This is a genomic window from Vulgatibacter incomptus (assembly GCF_001263175.1).
GTDB lineage: Bacteria > Myxococcota > Myxococcia > Myxococcales > Vulgatibacteraceae > Vulgatibacter > Vulgatibacter incomptus.
Map to the genome: position 1 here is coordinate 3,383,602 of NZ_CP012332.1, position 14,273 is coordinate 3,397,874.

The window sequence follows — 14,273 nt, forward strand, 5'->3', positions numbered from 1 at the left end:
TCCTGGGATAAACGTGGCGACCCTTTCAGAAGCGCCCTTTCAACTGTCCGATGATGCGGCTCAGAGAGACCGGCGTAATGCCAAGATAGGCGGCGATTTGGTGTTGTGGCACTCGGCCCACCAAATCGCCCTGCTCGCGCCGAAACGAGAGGTAGCGGTCCGTGGCGTTCATGCGCAGCAGCTGGTGTTCCCGCTCCTCGCGTTCGAGCAGCAGGGACTCCGCCACTTTGCGGCCCAGTTGCTGCCAGCAGACATGGCGCTCATAGAGCTGTACGAAATCGGAGTAGTCCATCACCAGCAGGTCCGTTTCTTCCAGCGCCTGCACGTTGAGGAGCGACGGCGCGCCGCTCAGGAGGGAGGCATAGGCCCCCGCGAGCTGACCTTCCGCCGCGAACCCTCGAACGACCTCGCCGTCATTCCGGCCGAGGTAGTACTTCCGGACGAGGCCTCGGAGCACCCAACCGAACTCCACCGCGACGTCGCCCTCGCGGGTCAGGTATTCGCCCCTGCCGAGGCGCCGAGGGCGGAAGAGGGTTCGCGCGAAGCGCCACTCTTCGTCAGGTACGGGGGCCAGCTTTCGCACGTAAGCCAGCATCGCGTCGGAAGGGCGGTTCACATAGACGAATCTACCTCATTGCCAACTCTTTTCAATACGGAGCGAACTCGGATTCCGAATCCAGGAAAGCCGAGGCCTGACGAACGAAAGAATCGTGGAACTGAAACAAGGATCCGTGACCAGAATCGGGGTAAGAGAGAAGCATGGCGTTGGGCAAGTTTTCGCTCAACCAGTACGAATTTCGGACAGGGATCATCTCGTCACGCACCCCGCTCACGACAAGAGTTGGATGGCGGACCTTCCTTAGCTCGGCAAATCGATCGCCGGAAAACTTCTCCCATTCACGAAACGCAGCAATCTGAGCTTGAGCCACGGCAGGCCCGGAGACTGGCTCGCGGTCTGCACTACGCTGCATCAGCCTCTCGACAAAGGAAGAGCCGGCTTTCTGACTGGTCTCAGAAGGTGCGAAGAAGATCTTCTGAAGGACGGCGTACCCTTTCAGCGAAGGATCACTCAGCGGCTTCGCCAGGCTCGGCTTGTCCAGATGCATGATGTCCTCACCGCCGCGTGGCGCTGTCCCTACCAGAACCATTCGACGAAGAGCCGCTGGCCGATCAAGTGCCATCTGCTGCGCGACCATGCCCCCCAGCGAGAAGCCGAGGACATCGCAACTCTCGACGCCAAGAGCATCGAGGAAAGCCAGAGCATGCGCCGCCATCCCCCCACCGTCGTCGGCACGGACCCGCTCGACCGACCTATGCCGGCATTATCGAACAGAATTGCCTCGCGTCCTTTCGCGAGTGGATCCGTAACCGCCGGATCCCAATTGTCCATCGTTCCCGTGAAATGCTGGAGGCAGAGAAGAGGCATACCGCGACCTGCGCCAAATCGGCGATACGCGTATTTCTCATTGCCGCCCTCAACGAACCTGGTCGGTGCGGTAATATTGCTCGCTGCACTTTTTTCGGACACCCTTCCACTCCTTCGCAGAGGCAGCTTGGCTGGAGATGGCGAGGAAGGCCTTGGACCAGCGGCCCGATACTGCGTCGCGCTTATCTACGTTCGCACCGGAAAGCGATCGCCGAACATCGGTTTGCCGCTAGCGGACTCCTTTTCGGTTGCCTCGTCCTGCAGAACGTCCCAGTGCTCGACGAGCTTGCCGCCTTCGAAGCGGACGATGTCCGCAGCCACCCATGCCGCCGGACGGCCAGTTCCTGAGAAGCGGCCGTGAGCGATGACGTAGTCGCCCTCAGCGACGATGAGCTGGTTCTCGTAACGGAGGGTCGACGGGAGGCCGCGAACAAGTTCGAACAATCCATCGCGCCCAGGCGGAATATGGGCGCTGTGCTGGATATAACCCTCGGACCAGAATTGCTCCGCAGCATCGTAGTCGCGCTTGTTGAAGAGCGTGTCGAAGGCGTCGAGCACGAGCTTTTTGTTCTGCTCGAGTGTGGTTTGGACCATGACTGACCCTCCGCGGGTCAATATAGGTGCGCACGGAGTGCCTCGTTCTCTCGTCGGTCTCCTCCCTTGAGACCCGGCGAGCCTCCGAGCGCACTTCATCTCCTCGAAGGCAGCCCTCCCAACGTCGAATGCCCTTCGAGCCATCGAGCATGCGTAGCGCGCACATTGGACGAAGAGGTTCGAACCCCAGCGTTACGCCCGCCGTCAGGCGGCGGAGTCGAGGATTGGCCTCACGACCAGCTTGATCAGACTAGGGCCGATCAAGCTCGCGAACGTACGCCCGATAGTCAGCTCGGGTCGCGACACCCCAAGCGCCTCGGGAATGGCCCGCTCGCCATGTTACGCAAGACGAACTCGTCGGGTGAGGGCTAACCAATTTGCACATGAAGAGACGCGGGCGAAACCACGGCGCTCGAAAGGAGGAACGCTCTCGGAGGTAGCCGCCGAGCGAGCGGATCTGCGGCTCACTTGGGCGGATTCAGGAGGGGCTCTCCGAGCCTGATCTCGTACAGCTCGAACTTCTCCACCTGCTCCGGCCACTCGTCGCCGTACGTGTATCCCTCGATGGTGGAAACGCGGCCAGCGTCGACATAAACCAAATACCCCGTTTCGATTCTCTCCGAGTTCAGCCTTGCCCCGACATCCCCCCAGCGCAAGGAGACCTCCGCGTCGAACACCTGGAGCTCTTCGGAATCCACGAACTCCGCCATGAAGCCCACGCCGGAGAACCAGCGGTCCAGGACCTCCACCGAAGCGAAGTCCACCCTTGACCGCAAAGGATTCAGCCCTCGATCGGCCAACATCCTCTCGATCACCTTCTGTTCGAGCTCCGTTGCTTTCATCCGTGCGTCGATCTCTCGTCGGCAATCTTCTGCTCGAGCCACTCGTCGAAGCTCAGCTCATACGAACCGCAAGACTACTAGCGGCTCGTCGTGGCGGACGGGGGTCTCCTCGATCCCCGCATCCACCTCCTCGTCCTCCTCGGCGGCGACGCGGGGCCTGCGGTGCGGCGAGATTATCGCGTTGGAACGGGTGCCGCCAGGTGCTGATGCCCGAGCCGCACATCGATGCGCGGATGTTCTTCCACGAGCTTCCGCAGTACGCCGAGGCTCGCCGCGTTCAGCTCCTGGTCACCGGTGAAGGAGCCGGGCTCCACGTCGTGCTGCCAGCCCCACGAAGTGTGTGAGGTGTCGCCGACGAAGAGAACCGGGCCGGTGGCCGTGCGCGCGAGGTAGGCCACCGAGCCGGGCGTGTGGCCCGGCACCCAGATGGCCCAGAGGGATCCGTCGCCGAAGACGTCCACCACCCCCGCGAATCGGTCTTCGCCAGCCCTGAAGGGCCACTCCTGCACCGGCGCCTGCCCCTCGAGCGCACGGTCGATGGAGCCCTGGGTGAACATGTACAAGAACTGCCTCGACGAGGTCTCGCCCGGGCCGGCGTAGATGGGCGTGCCCTTCGGCACGTCCGGCATCCCGGAGACGTGGTCGAGGTGCAGGTGCGTCATCAGCACTCCGTCGATCGGCGCGGGCTGGTTCGCCAGCCAGTCACCGAGGGGCATGTGCACAATGAGCTTCTCCAGGTGCATGGCGCTACGCACGAGGCCGCTCATCGCCGAGCGCTCGGGATCGTCGCGCAGCGCCCGCTCCACGCCGGTGTCGATGATGAACGTGCCGTGGGTGGGATGGCGCACGACGTGGAAGTAGATCTGGATGGGCTCGTCTCCGTCCTCCAGACGAGCAGCCTTCGCCTTCGGATGGCCGAGGTTGATCACCCCGCTGCGGGGCACCGACCAGTCTGCCGAGACGACGCTCTCGACCTCCAGCAAGCCTGGCTGGTCGATGACCGCGAGCAGGTCCTTGGACGAGCGCGCGACGCCCAGCGCCGAGAGAGCGGTGGAGTGGGTCGAGGCGGCGCACGCGGTGAACAGAGAGCAGGCGAGGAGAACCGAAGAAAGCTTCCACATGAACGACCTCCGTTGCTTTCGAACGGTTCCTACGTTACCCATCCGATTCTGCATGAAAATGCCTGTTTCGGCATGGAGTCATTCGAGAATGGATATCCCGTGGGACGACGTCCAGCTCTTCCTGGCGATCGCCGAGACCCACAGCATCAGCTCGGCGGCGAAGCGGCTCCGGCTGGGACAGCCCACGGTCAGCCGCCGTCTCGCTCAGCTCGAATACGCGCTCGGCTACGCACTCTTCCGGCGTGACGTCACCGGCACCTCGCTCACCACCGAAGGCGAGCGCCTCCTCCTCCCCGCGCAACGAATGGCCGAGTGGGCGGGCGAGATCGCGCGTGCCGCCTCCTCCACCGAACGCACGCCTTCGGGCAAGGTTCGGATCGCCGCCGCGCCCGGCGTGGGTGTCGACTTCCTCGCGCCGTTCGCCGCCTGGGTGCGCGACAGGTACCCCAAGCTCCGCATCGAGGTGCTGACGTCGTATCACTACCTCGACCTCGCCCGCGGCGAGGCCGATCTCGCTTTGCGCATGCGCCCGTCGGCCTCCGACGATCTCACCACGGTCACGTCGTTCGAGCACGCGAACGCCGCCTTTGCGACGCCCGGCTACATCAAGACGCTGAAGAAGGGCTACGGCATCGCGGACGTCGGCTGGATCTGCTGGGCTCCGCCGTACCAGGATCTGGCGCCCAACCCGCAGCTCGAGGCGCTGATCCCGAACTTCGTCCCCTCGTTCACCTCCGACAACTTTCTCGTACAGTGGCGCGCGGCGGAGTCCGGCATGGGCGCGTTCATCATGGGAAACGTCAAGCATCGCTTCGCAGCGCCCTCGGCGCTCGTGCCGCTCGACCTCGATCTCGGACCGTACTCCCGCTCGACCCTTCACCTCGTCTGCGCGAAGAGCGCACTCGACATCCCGCGGGTACGGACCGTGGCCGACCTGCTCGCAGCCGAGTTGAACCGGGCGAAGAAGCGCTGATGCCGCGAGGCGACGCGCGGGGCACGAGACAAAGAAAAAGCCCGCAAATCCGAAGACTTGCGGGCTTCTCTGGTCGGGGAGACAGGATTTGAACCTGCGACCCCCTCGTCCCGAACGAGGTGCTCTACCAAGCTGAGCCACTCCCCGGCATCGGACCTACATCGGACCGCCGCACGGCGCTCGCAGCACGAGAGCCCCCAGAGGGGCCCAAGCGGGATGCTACGAGAGCCGCGGATCTAGCCGGCCGCGGCGCGGCTGTCAACGACCTTCGGCGCCTTTTGGCTGCCTCGCAAGGAACCGCGGCGTCCCTCAGGCCCCAGCGCCGCCGATGGTGCGCCGGAGGAAGGCGATGGTGCGGTCCCAGGCGAGCTGGGCGGCCTTGGCGTCGTAGGCTTCCTGACGCTTGTCGTTGAAGAAGGCGTGGTCGGCGTCGTAGCGGTGGGTCTCGTGGTTCACGCCCCCCACCTCGAGCTGCTTCTCGAGGACGCCGACCTTCTCGGGCGTGATCCACCTGTCCTTCCTGGCGAAGTGGCCGAGGAAGGGGATGCGGATCTGCCGCGGATCGGCCAGCTCGGCGGGTGGGATCCCATAGAAGTCGACGGCCGCGTTGAGCTCCCGCACCCGGACGGCAGCAGCGAGGGCGAGTCCGCCGCCGATGCAGAAGCCGACGACGGCGGCGCGGCTCCCCGGCGAGCGCTCCTCCAGGTGGACCACCGCGGCCCGGATGTCCTGATCGACGGCGTCCTGGCCGTTCAACGCGGCCGCCATCTGTCCCGCCTCCTTGGCGTCCTTGGTCACCTTGCCGTGGAACACGTCCGCGACGAGCGCCCGATAGCCGTCGCCGGCGAGCCGGTCCGCCACCTCCTTGATGTGCTCGTCGACGCCCCAGTGCTCGGGGACGACGACGACGCCTGGAGCGGACTCTCCAGCCTTGGGCATGGCGAGGTAGCCCCTGGCGTCCTTTCCGTCGGGCCGCTTGAACCGGATCTCCATGAAGTCCTCCGTGTGGAAGGCCCGAGCCTCGCCTCACGGCAGCGCCCGATCAACGCGGCCCCCCCGGAGTCCTGTGCGCTTCACGACGCTCCGCGTCGTTCAGGGGAACGGTCGAAGCAGCTCCCACTCGAGGATCGCCTCGTCCCCTCCGCAGCGCCGGAAGCCGAGGTGCTCGAGCACGCCAATGGAGCCGGCGTTGCTGGCGAAGCAGCGGGCGGCGATCATCTCGACCCCGGGCTGGATGTCCGACCACTCGATGAGCGCGCGCACCGCCTCGACGGCGAGCCCCCTTCTCCGGAATGGCGGGACGATCCCGTAGCCCACCTCCACCGTTCCGGTGGAGTCCGGAGGCCCCTTGAAGCCGACGTCGCCGACCAGGTTCCTGGCGCGGCCGTCGAGGACGAGCCACAGCCCCCAGCACCAGAGCGCCGGGTCCGCCTCGATGGCCTCCGCGTGGCCGAGGAGGACCTCCCGCAGGTCAGGAGAGGGCCAGGACGGATCGACGTGGACGCGGAGGAGCGCCTCCACGGCGGCGGCGCCGCCCGAATCGGCGGCCCGGGCCACGGCCGGGGAGCAGGGGACCAGCCGCAGCCGAGCGGTGTGGAGGGTGACGGGGCGAGACGCATCCATGGGGGATCCAGTAGCCCCAAGGCGTCGAAATGGGAACTGCCAGGCGCCGGCGACGAGCGGTTCCGCTTGTCCCGAGTATTAGACGGATTGGACCACGCTTGCGAAAAGTCCCTTGTCGGCCTAGAGGAGCGGGCAGACGATGCCACCCGGACCGGCCGGACGGGTGTGATGCGGCAGGGCCACAGCCCGGCCGCCCTACGAGCATCGACGAACGAACGCACTTCTCGAAGGGAAGAGAGATGAGCACGAAGACGGGAACCGCTTTGGTCGGCGACGCGCCCACGCGCAACTCGCACCTCCTCTCCTGGGTCGGCGAGATCGCCGCCATGACCAAGCCGGACCGCGTGGTGTGGTGCGACGGCTCCGTCGAGGAGAAGGATCGCCTCACGAAGCAGGCGGTCGACGCCGGGATCCTCATCCCCCTCAACCAGGAGAAGCGCCCGGGCTGCTACCTCCACCGCTCGAACCCCAACGACGTCGCGCGGGTGGAGCACCTCACGTTCATCTGCACGGACACGGAGGCGGAGGCCGGCCCGAACAACCACTGGATGGCGCCCCAGGCCGCCTACGACAAGCTCGGCAAGCTCTTCGACGGCTCGATGAAGGGCCGGACGATGTACGTGATCCCGTACATCATGGGTCCGGCGGGCTCGCCGTTCTCGAAGGTCGGCGTCGAGATCACGGACAGCGTCTACGTGGTCCTCAACATGCGGATCATGACCCGCATGGGCACGGTCGCCCTCCAGCAGCTCGGCGACTCGAACGACTTCAACCGCGGCGTCCACTCGACCCTCGACGTGAACCCGGATCGGCGCTTCATCTGCCACTTCCCCCAGGACAACACGATCTGGTCGGTGGGCTCGGGCTACGGCGGCAACGTGCTGCTCGGCAAGAAGTGCCTCGCGCTCCGGATCGGCTCGTACCTCGGCAAGAACGAGGGCTGGCTAGCGGAGCACATGCTGATCCTCGGCGTGGAGAGCCCCGAGGGTGAGAAGAGCTACGTCGCGGCCGCGTTCCCGAGCGCCTGCGGCAAGACGAACTTCGCGATGATGATCCCGCCGGCCCAGTTCAAGGGCTGGAAGATCACCACCATCGGCGACGACATCTCGTGGATGCGCGTTGGACCGGACGGCCGGCTGTGGGCGATCAACCCCGAGGCGGGCTACTTCGGCGTGGCGCCGGGCACCAACGAGAAGAGCAACCCGAACGCGATGGCGTCGGTGTCGAAGGACACGATCTTCACGAACGTGGCGCTCACGCCGGACGGCGACGTGTGGTGGGAGGGGATGACCAAGGAGCCGCCCCCGCACCTCACCGACTGGAAGGGCAACGCCTGGACGCCGGGGTCCGGCGAGAAGGCGGCGCATCCGAACGCCCGCTTCACCGCGCCGATGTCGAACAACCCGGTGCTCTCGCCCGAGGCGGAGGATCCCGCTGGTGTTCCCATCTCGGCGATCATCTTCGGCGGCCGCCGCGCGAACACGGTGCCCCTGGTGCTCCAGTCGTTCAACTGGACGCACGGCGTGTACCTGGGCGCGACGATGGGCTCGGAGACGACCGCCGCCGCCACGGGCAAGGTCGGCGTGGTCCGCCGTGACCCGATGGCGATGCTGCCGTTCTGCGGCTACGACATGGGCAACTACTTCGCCCACTGGCTCGGGATGCAGCACGTGATCACGAACCCGCCGAAGATCTTCCAGGTGAACTGGTTCCGCCAGGACGAGAACGGCAAGTTCCTCTGGCCGGGCTTCGGGGACAACATGCGCGTCCTCAAGTGGATGCTCGACCGCGCCCACGGCAAGGTCGACGCGAAGGAGACCGCGTTCGGCTTCATCCCGAAGAAGGGCGACATCGAGCTCCAGGGCGCGGACATCACGCCCGAGCAGTTCGCGAAGGCGACCGAGATCGTCGACGAGGAGTGGCGGACGGAGTTCGAGCTCCAGAGCGAGCTCTTCCAGAAGCACGCGGCGACGATGCCGAAGCAGCTCGTGCTCCAGCGCGAGATCCTGATGGACCGCCTCGACGCGATGAAGGTGGGCTGAGAGAGCCACTCCGCGTCGTTAATCTTGCGGCCCGCCCTGCCCTCTTCCAGGCAGCGGCGGGCCGTCGTCGTTTCCCGGGGCCGGCGCTCATGATGAGAATCCTCTCATCGTCGTCTGATGAACGGGCAAGCGCTGGCGCCTAGTCTCCGGCGTCATGAAGCGCTGCGCCACGAGACCCTGGCTGCTCCTCCTCTGGCTCGCGACCGCGGCAGCCGCCCCCCTCGAGCCCTCGGAGCCCCGGCGGATCACCTTCGACGAGGCGATCGCCCTCGCCGGCGAGGCGCCGAGCGTGGCGGCGGCTCGGGAGGCGGCGCGAGAGAAGCGGGCGATCGACGGCTCGATCTCCGGACTCGGAAATCCGGAGCTGGTGGTCACGCCCGGCATCAGGGCCAACTCCGACGTCCAGAACGGCCTCGCGGGAGAGGCCACGTTGGTCCAGCCGATCCCCCTCTCGTCGCTGGGCTCCGCTCGCCGGGACGCGGCCCGCGCCGAGGAGCGCGCCCTGACGAACCACGCGGCGGCGGCGACCCTCGGCATTCGCCTGGACGCGGCGACCTCGTTCTGCTCGCTGTGGGGGACGGCGCAGGCCCTCGAGCGGGCGACCGAGGAGGTGGAGCTCGCGGAGGACCTGCTGGCGCGGCTCCAGAAGGGAGCGGAAGCAGGCGTATTCACTGCGAGTGAAGTAGCCGAGGCGCGCACCTACCTCGGCGAGGCCCGCCTCGCCCGGGTCTCCCTCGAGGGCGACGCGCACGATCGCGGCCTGGAGCTCGCCCGGAAGCTCCAGCTCGCCCGCCCCACTCCGCTGGTCGCGGCGGGAGAGCTGCCCGGGCCGACGCTCCCCGGCCCCGAGGAGCTCGAGAGGCGGCTCGCCTCCATCGACGAGCTTCCCGCCGTAGCGCTGAGCTCGGTCCAGGCGGTCGCGGCCCGGGCGAGGGTGCGCGAACGCGAGGCGGAGGCGGCGCCCTGGCTGGGCCTGGGGGCGAAGTTCAGCCAGGAGGCGCCGGGGGATCGCGCGTGGTTCGGGATCGTCTCCCTCTCGATCCCGATCTTCGACCGGGGGCAACGGGATCGCGGGACGCTCGCAGCAGCCGCAGCGGAGTCGGAAGGCGGCAAGGCCTCCGCGCTCGCGGACGGGCGGGCGATGGCGGTGATGTTCGTCCACGAGGTGGAGCACACCGCCGAGGCGCTCGAGGTGATCGAGGAGGTCCTCCTCCCGGCCGCACGCGACGCGGCTCGCCTCGTGGAGCTCGAGCTCTCCGCCGGAGAGGCCACCGCGATCGATCTCCTCCGCGCGCGGCGGAACCTCGCACAGGCGGCGGCGCGGGCCCAGCTCGCCCGTGCGGACGCGGCGGCAGCGCGCGCCCGCCTCGCGCTGCTGCTCGAGGCGATCCCGGCGAAGGAGGCAGCGCGATGACGCCCCACGAGATCGCGTCCGCGCGGCCTGCGGATACCCGGAAAAGGAAGAAGTCGATGAACCCTCGAATCCTCGCGGCCGTGTCGATCGTCGCATTTGCAGGATGCGCGTCGAAGGCCGACCCGACGGAGGTCCTCGAGCGTCCGGCGATCTCGAGCGCCAGGAGCCCGTGGGTGCAGGCCCGCTCGCCAGAGGGTCTCTCCCTCCTCGAGGCGCCGGCGACGGTCGTCGGCGCTGCGGAGTCGGAGGCCGCGCTCGCGGTCCCGTTCGCGGCCCGCATCGACACGGTGCGTGTCCGTATCGGAGACAAGGTAGCGAAGGGCGCGCCCCTGCTCGACGTGGTGATGCCCGAGGTCGTCGGCGCGGCAGGCCGCCTCGCCGCCGCGCGCGTGCGGATCGACGTGCACGGCCAGCGCAAGGCCCGCCTCGAAGCGCTGAAGGAGCACGGGCTCGTCCGCCTCGCCGATCTGGCCGAGGTGGAGGCCGCGCTGGGCGAGGCCAAGGCAGAGCGGCTGGTCGCCCGCGCGATCCTCGCCGGCGCCGGGATCGGGGAGAACGAGGCAGGCCGCCTCCTCTCCGGCTCCGGAACGGTCCCGCTCCGTAGCCCCGTCGCCGGCGTGGTCGTGGCCATCGACGCCCCCCTCGGCTCCGTCCGCGAGGCGGGCGGCGTCCCCCTCGTCCGCGTCGCGGGAGAGGCGGGCGGGCGCGTGGTCGCGCGCATGTCCGGACCGATCCCGGACGGCGCGGCGCTCTCCTTCGTCGCGGGCTCCGGCGAGCCCGTTCCCCTCACCCCGATCTCCACCTCGCCGCGGATCGATCCCCGGGACGGAACGCGCGAGCTCTTCCTCGAGCCCGATCGGCCCCTCCCCTCCGGCACCGCCGGCGTGCTGCGGATCTCGACGCCGCCAGAGCTCGGCGCGGTGGCGATCCCCTCGCTGAGCCTGCTCTTCGAGGGAGGCGAGGCGTTCGTCTTCCGGCAGAGCGGCGAGGGCGCAGAGCGCGTCATCGTCCGGGTCCTCTCGTCCTCGGGAATCGACGCGCTGGTCTCTGGCGAACTGAAGTCCGGCGACTCCGTCGCGGCGGACGCGGTCCATTTCGCCGCGGCGACGGCGGAGGACGCCCATGATTGAGCGGATCGTCGGCGGCTCGGTCGCCCGGCGCGGGCTCGTGCTCGGCCTCGCGGCCGGCCTGATCATGATCCTCGCCGGAGTGGCCTCGCGCCTCTCCTTCGACGCGCTCCCGGACATCACCTCGAACCAGGTGCTCGTCCTCACCCGAGCGCCCGGGCTCACGCCCGAGGAGATCGAACGCCTCGTCACGCGACCGGTCGAGGTCGCGCTCGGCGGCGTTCCAGGGCTCGTGTCGCAGCGGAGCATCTCCCACCCCGGACTCTCGGCGGTGACCGCGATCTTCTCCGACAAGGTCGATCCCTACCGCGCTCGCCAGCTCGCCGCCGAGCGCCTCGCCGGCGTGAGCGTGCCCGAGGGCGTGGAGCACCCCGAGCTCGGCCCGCTCTCGGGCGGCCTCGGCGAGATCTTCCAGTTCACGATCTCCTCGCCCTCCCGCACGCCGGCCGAGCTCCTCGAGCTCGCGGAGCTCCGGCTAGCCCCGCTGCTCCGCGCCGTTCCTGGGGTAGTCGAGGTGAACACCTGGGGTGGAGAGGTCCGCACCCTCTCCGTCGAAGCGGATCCGGCGCGGCTCGCGGCCCGCGGCCTCTCGCTCTCCGAGCTGAAGGAGGGGCTCGCCAACGCCTCCGGGAGCGCCGCCGGGGCGAGCGTGCCGGCGGGCGGTGGCCAGGCGCTGCTCCGAGGCGTGGCGAGGCCGGCGGATCCATCCGCCCTCGGCGCTGCGGTGGTTCGAGCGGATCCGTCCGGCGAGGTCGTCCGCGTCTCCGACGTCGCGAACGTGAGCTGGGGCGGCCTGCCCCGCCTGGGCGCGGCGACCGCCGACGGCCAGGGTGAGCTCGTCTACGCGATGGCGCTCATGCTCCGGGACGAGAACGCCCTCGACGTGATGGGCCGGATCCACTCCGTGCTCCCCGATCTGCGGCGAGCGGCGCCGGACGACGTCCGGATCAAGCTCGTCTACGACCGCAGCCACCTCGTGGGCGCCACGCTCAAGACCGTCGGCAAGAACCTCCTCGAAGGCGGCCTCCTCGTGATCGTCGTGCTCTTCGCGATGCTGGGGAGCCTGCGCGCGGGGCTGTTGGTCGCGAGCGCCATCCCGTTCTCCATGCTCTTCGCCGCGGCGGGCATGGTGATGCTCGGGATCCCCGGCAACCTGATGAGCCTGGGCGCGATCGACTTCGGCCTCGTGGTGGACGGCGCGGTGGTGATGGTGGAGGCGATCTTCCACGCCCTCGATCCGCGTCGGAATCCCGCGCTCGCGAGCCTGAATCACGACGCCGAGGCGCGCAGGCGGCACGTGGCTGGGGTCGCGCGCAGCGTGGCGCGGCCCGTGTTCTTCTCGGTCATGGTGATCCTCCTCGTCTACCTGCCCGTGATCTCGCTCACTGGTGTCGACGGGAAGATGTTCCGGCCCATGGCCCTGACCATGGTCTTCGCGCTCGCCGGTTCTCTGATCTACGCCCTCACCGTGATCCCCGCGCTCTCGAGCTGGCTGCTCCGGCCCAAGGACGTGCCGAGCCGGGACCCGCTGCTGGTGCGCGCCGTCGACGCGCTCTACGCCCGCGCCCTCCCCCGCGCCACGCGGCGGCCCTTCGCCGTGGCGGCGGCGGGCGGCGCGATGCTGGTCGCCGGCGCCCTCGCCTTCTCGGCCCTCGGGACGGAGTTCGTCCCGCAGCTCGACGAGGGCGACCTGGTGATCCAGACCACCCGCGCCCCCGACACCTCGATCGAGTCGGCGGTGCGCGACGCCGGACGGCTCGAGCGGGTGCTCCGCGCCGCGGCGCCGGAGGTGCTGCAGGTGGCGTCCCGGATCGGCAGCCCGGCGGTCGCGACCGACACGATGGGCCTCGATCAGGCCGACGTCTTCGTCCACCTCGCTCCGAAGAAGGAGTGGCGAAAGGGCCTCACCCGCGATCGCCTCATCGAGGAGCTCGAGGAGGCGATCCAGCGCGACGATCCGGGCGGCGACTTCGCCTTCACCCAGCCGATCCAGATGCGCTTCAACGAGCTGGTCGGCGGCGAGGTCACGGACGTCTCCCTGAGCCTCTTCGGCACCGAGCTCGGCGAGCTGCGCGCGCTGGCCGAGAAGGTGCGGGACGCGATCGCGACGGTGCCGGGCGCGGCGGACGTGCGGGTGATGACGCCGCCCGACGTGCCGCTCCTCGAGGTGGAGCCGAACCCCCTCGCCGCGGCCCGGGCCGGGCTGACGGCGTCCGAGATCCTGGACGCGGTTCGGGCGATCCGCGTCGGCATCCCGGTGGGGACCACGTGGGTGGGCGCCGTGGAGGTGCCGATCGTGCTCCGGCTCGGCTCGGGCACCACCGCCTTCGGCCTCGGCGAGCTCCCGGTGGTGGGCCCGGGCGGAAGGCTCGTCCCCCTCTCCCGCGTCGCTGAGGTGAGAACGCTGAGCACTCCCAGCTTGATCAGCCACGACGACGCCCAGCGGCGCGTGGTGATCGGCCTCAACGTCCGCGGCGCCTCCCTCGGCGCCGTCGCGGACGACGCGAAGCGGGTGGCGGAGCCGATCCTCGGCGGGGCGAGCGGCATCCGCTGGGCTTGGGGCGGGCAGGTCGAGAACCTGCGGGCGGCCAACGAGCGGCTGATGCTCGTGATCCCGCTCGTGCTGGCGACGATCTTCCTCCTCCTCGTGGCCGCCTTCCACCGCGTTCGCCCCGCGGCGATCCTCCTCGTCCAGATCCCCTTCGCGACGGTCGGGGGCGTCGGCTCTCTCTGGATCCGGGACATGCCGCTGTCGATCTCCGCGGTGATCGGCTTCATCGCGCTCTCGGGGATCGCCGTGCTCAACGGCGTGGTCCTGATGCACCGCCTCCTGCACGACGAGGACGAGGGCATGTCTCCGGTCGAGGCGGCGACGGAGGCCGCTCTCTCCCGCGCGAGGCCCGTGCTGATGACGGCCCTCGTTGCGGCCCTCGGCTTCGTCCCGATGATGCTCGCCACGGGCATCGGCGCCGAGGTACAGCGCCCGCTCGCGACGGTGGTGGTGGGCGGCCTCTTCACCTCCACGCTCCTCACCCTCTTCGTGCTCCCGGTCCTCTATCCTCGTCTGGCGGGACGAGGCCGACGGGGCCAGGCGTTCGCAGGCTGATCGGA

12 protein-coding genes and 1 tRNA gene are annotated in these 14,273 nt (G+C 68.7%); 5 read left to right on the forward strand and 8 right to left on the reverse strand.

The genetic code is table 11. From position 1 onward, the window contains the following. Positions 1-25 precede the first annotated feature (25 nt). The 5 genes from AKJ08_RS14040 to AKJ08_RS14060 form a co-directional block, all read right to left on the reverse strand. A complete protein-coding gene (locus AKJ08_RS14040; protein WP_157370697.1) occupies positions 26-616 on the reverse strand; it encodes a Crp/Fnr family transcriptional regulator in 591 nt (196 codons plus the stop codon). 31 nt (positions 617-647) lie between these two features. Next, positions 648-1,274: an alpha/beta fold hydrolase gene (locus AKJ08_RS14045; RefSeq protein ID WP_240475348.1), complete on the reverse strand. Its 627-nt coding sequence runs from the start codon at positions 1,272-1,274 to the stop codon at positions 648-650. 338 nt (positions 1,275-1,612) lie between these two features. Next, a complete protein-coding gene (locus tag AKJ08_RS14050) occupies positions 1,613-2,020 on the reverse strand; it encodes a nuclear transport factor 2 family protein (protein WP_050726642.1) in 408 nt (135 codons plus the stop codon). 464 nt (positions 2,021-2,484) lie between these two features. After that, positions 2,485-2,862 (reverse strand): hypothetical protein, encoded by a 378-nt coding sequence (locus AKJ08_RS14055; RefSeq protein WP_050726643.1) that lies wholly within the window; start codon positions 2,860-2,862, stop codon positions 2,485-2,487. A 173-nt stretch (positions 2,863-3,035) separates the two neighbouring features. Next, entirely contained in the window at positions 3,036-3,983 is a 948-nt protein-coding gene (locus tag AKJ08_RS14060; RefSeq protein ID WP_050726644.1) for an MBL fold metallo-hydrolase, read from the reverse strand. An 88-nt stretch (positions 3,984-4,071) separates the two neighbouring features. Here AKJ08_RS14060 and AKJ08_RS14065 point away from each other — a divergent pair, with 88 nt between their 5' ends. Continuing rightward, positions 4,072-4,956, forward strand: coding sequence for a LysR family transcriptional regulator (locus AKJ08_RS14065; RefSeq protein ID WP_050726645.1), 885 nt, complete (start codon positions 4,072-4,074; stop codon positions 4,954-4,956). A 70-nt stretch (positions 4,957-5,026) separates the two neighbouring features. Here the strand turns inward: AKJ08_RS14065 and AKJ08_RS14070 are convergent. The 3 genes from AKJ08_RS14070 to AKJ08_RS14080 form a co-directional block, all read right to left on the reverse strand. Further along, positions 5,027-5,103: transfer RNA gene (locus AKJ08_RS14070), tRNA-Pro, on the reverse strand. Between the two features lie 162 nt (positions 5,104-5,265). Continuing rightward, on the reverse strand, positions 5,266-5,949 hold the full coding sequence (locus tag AKJ08_RS14075; protein WP_050726646.1) for a dienelactone hydrolase family protein: 684 nt from the start codon (positions 5,947-5,949) through the stop codon (positions 5,266-5,268). 99 nt (positions 5,950-6,048) lie between these two features. Next, positions 6,049-6,579 (reverse strand): GNAT family N-acetyltransferase, encoded by a 531-nt coding sequence (locus AKJ08_RS14080; protein ID WP_050726647.1) that lies wholly within the window; start codon positions 6,577-6,579, stop codon positions 6,049-6,051. A 239-nt stretch (positions 6,580-6,818) separates the two neighbouring features. Here AKJ08_RS14080 and AKJ08_RS14085 point away from each other — a divergent pair, with 239 nt between their 5' ends. From AKJ08_RS14085 to AKJ08_RS14100, 4 genes are all read left to right on the forward strand, one after another. Beyond that, a complete protein-coding gene (locus tag AKJ08_RS14085; RefSeq protein WP_050726648.1) occupies positions 6,819-8,621 on the forward strand; it encodes a phosphoenolpyruvate carboxykinase (GTP) in 1,803 nt (600 codons plus the stop codon). Between the two features lie 154 nt (positions 8,622-8,775). Continuing rightward, positions 8,776-10,035, forward strand: coding sequence for a TolC family protein (locus tag AKJ08_RS14090; protein ID WP_050726649.1), 1,260 nt, complete (start codon positions 8,776-8,778; stop codon positions 10,033-10,035). Positions 10,036-10,091: 56 nt separating this feature from the next. Next, a complete protein-coding gene (locus tag AKJ08_RS14095) occupies positions 10,092-11,165 on the forward strand; it encodes an efflux RND transporter periplasmic adaptor subunit (protein ID WP_169788839.1) in 1,074 nt (357 codons plus the stop codon). Next, the gene (locus AKJ08_RS14100; RefSeq protein WP_050726651.1) at positions 11,158-14,268 is read left to right on the forward strand and encodes an efflux RND transporter permease subunit; all 3,111 of its coding nucleotides are present in this window, start codon (positions 11,158-11,160) and stop codon (positions 14,266-14,268) included. Before AKJ08_RS14095 ends, AKJ08_RS14100 begins: the two co-directional genes overlap by 8 nt. Positions 14,269-14,273 lie beyond the last annotated feature (5 nt).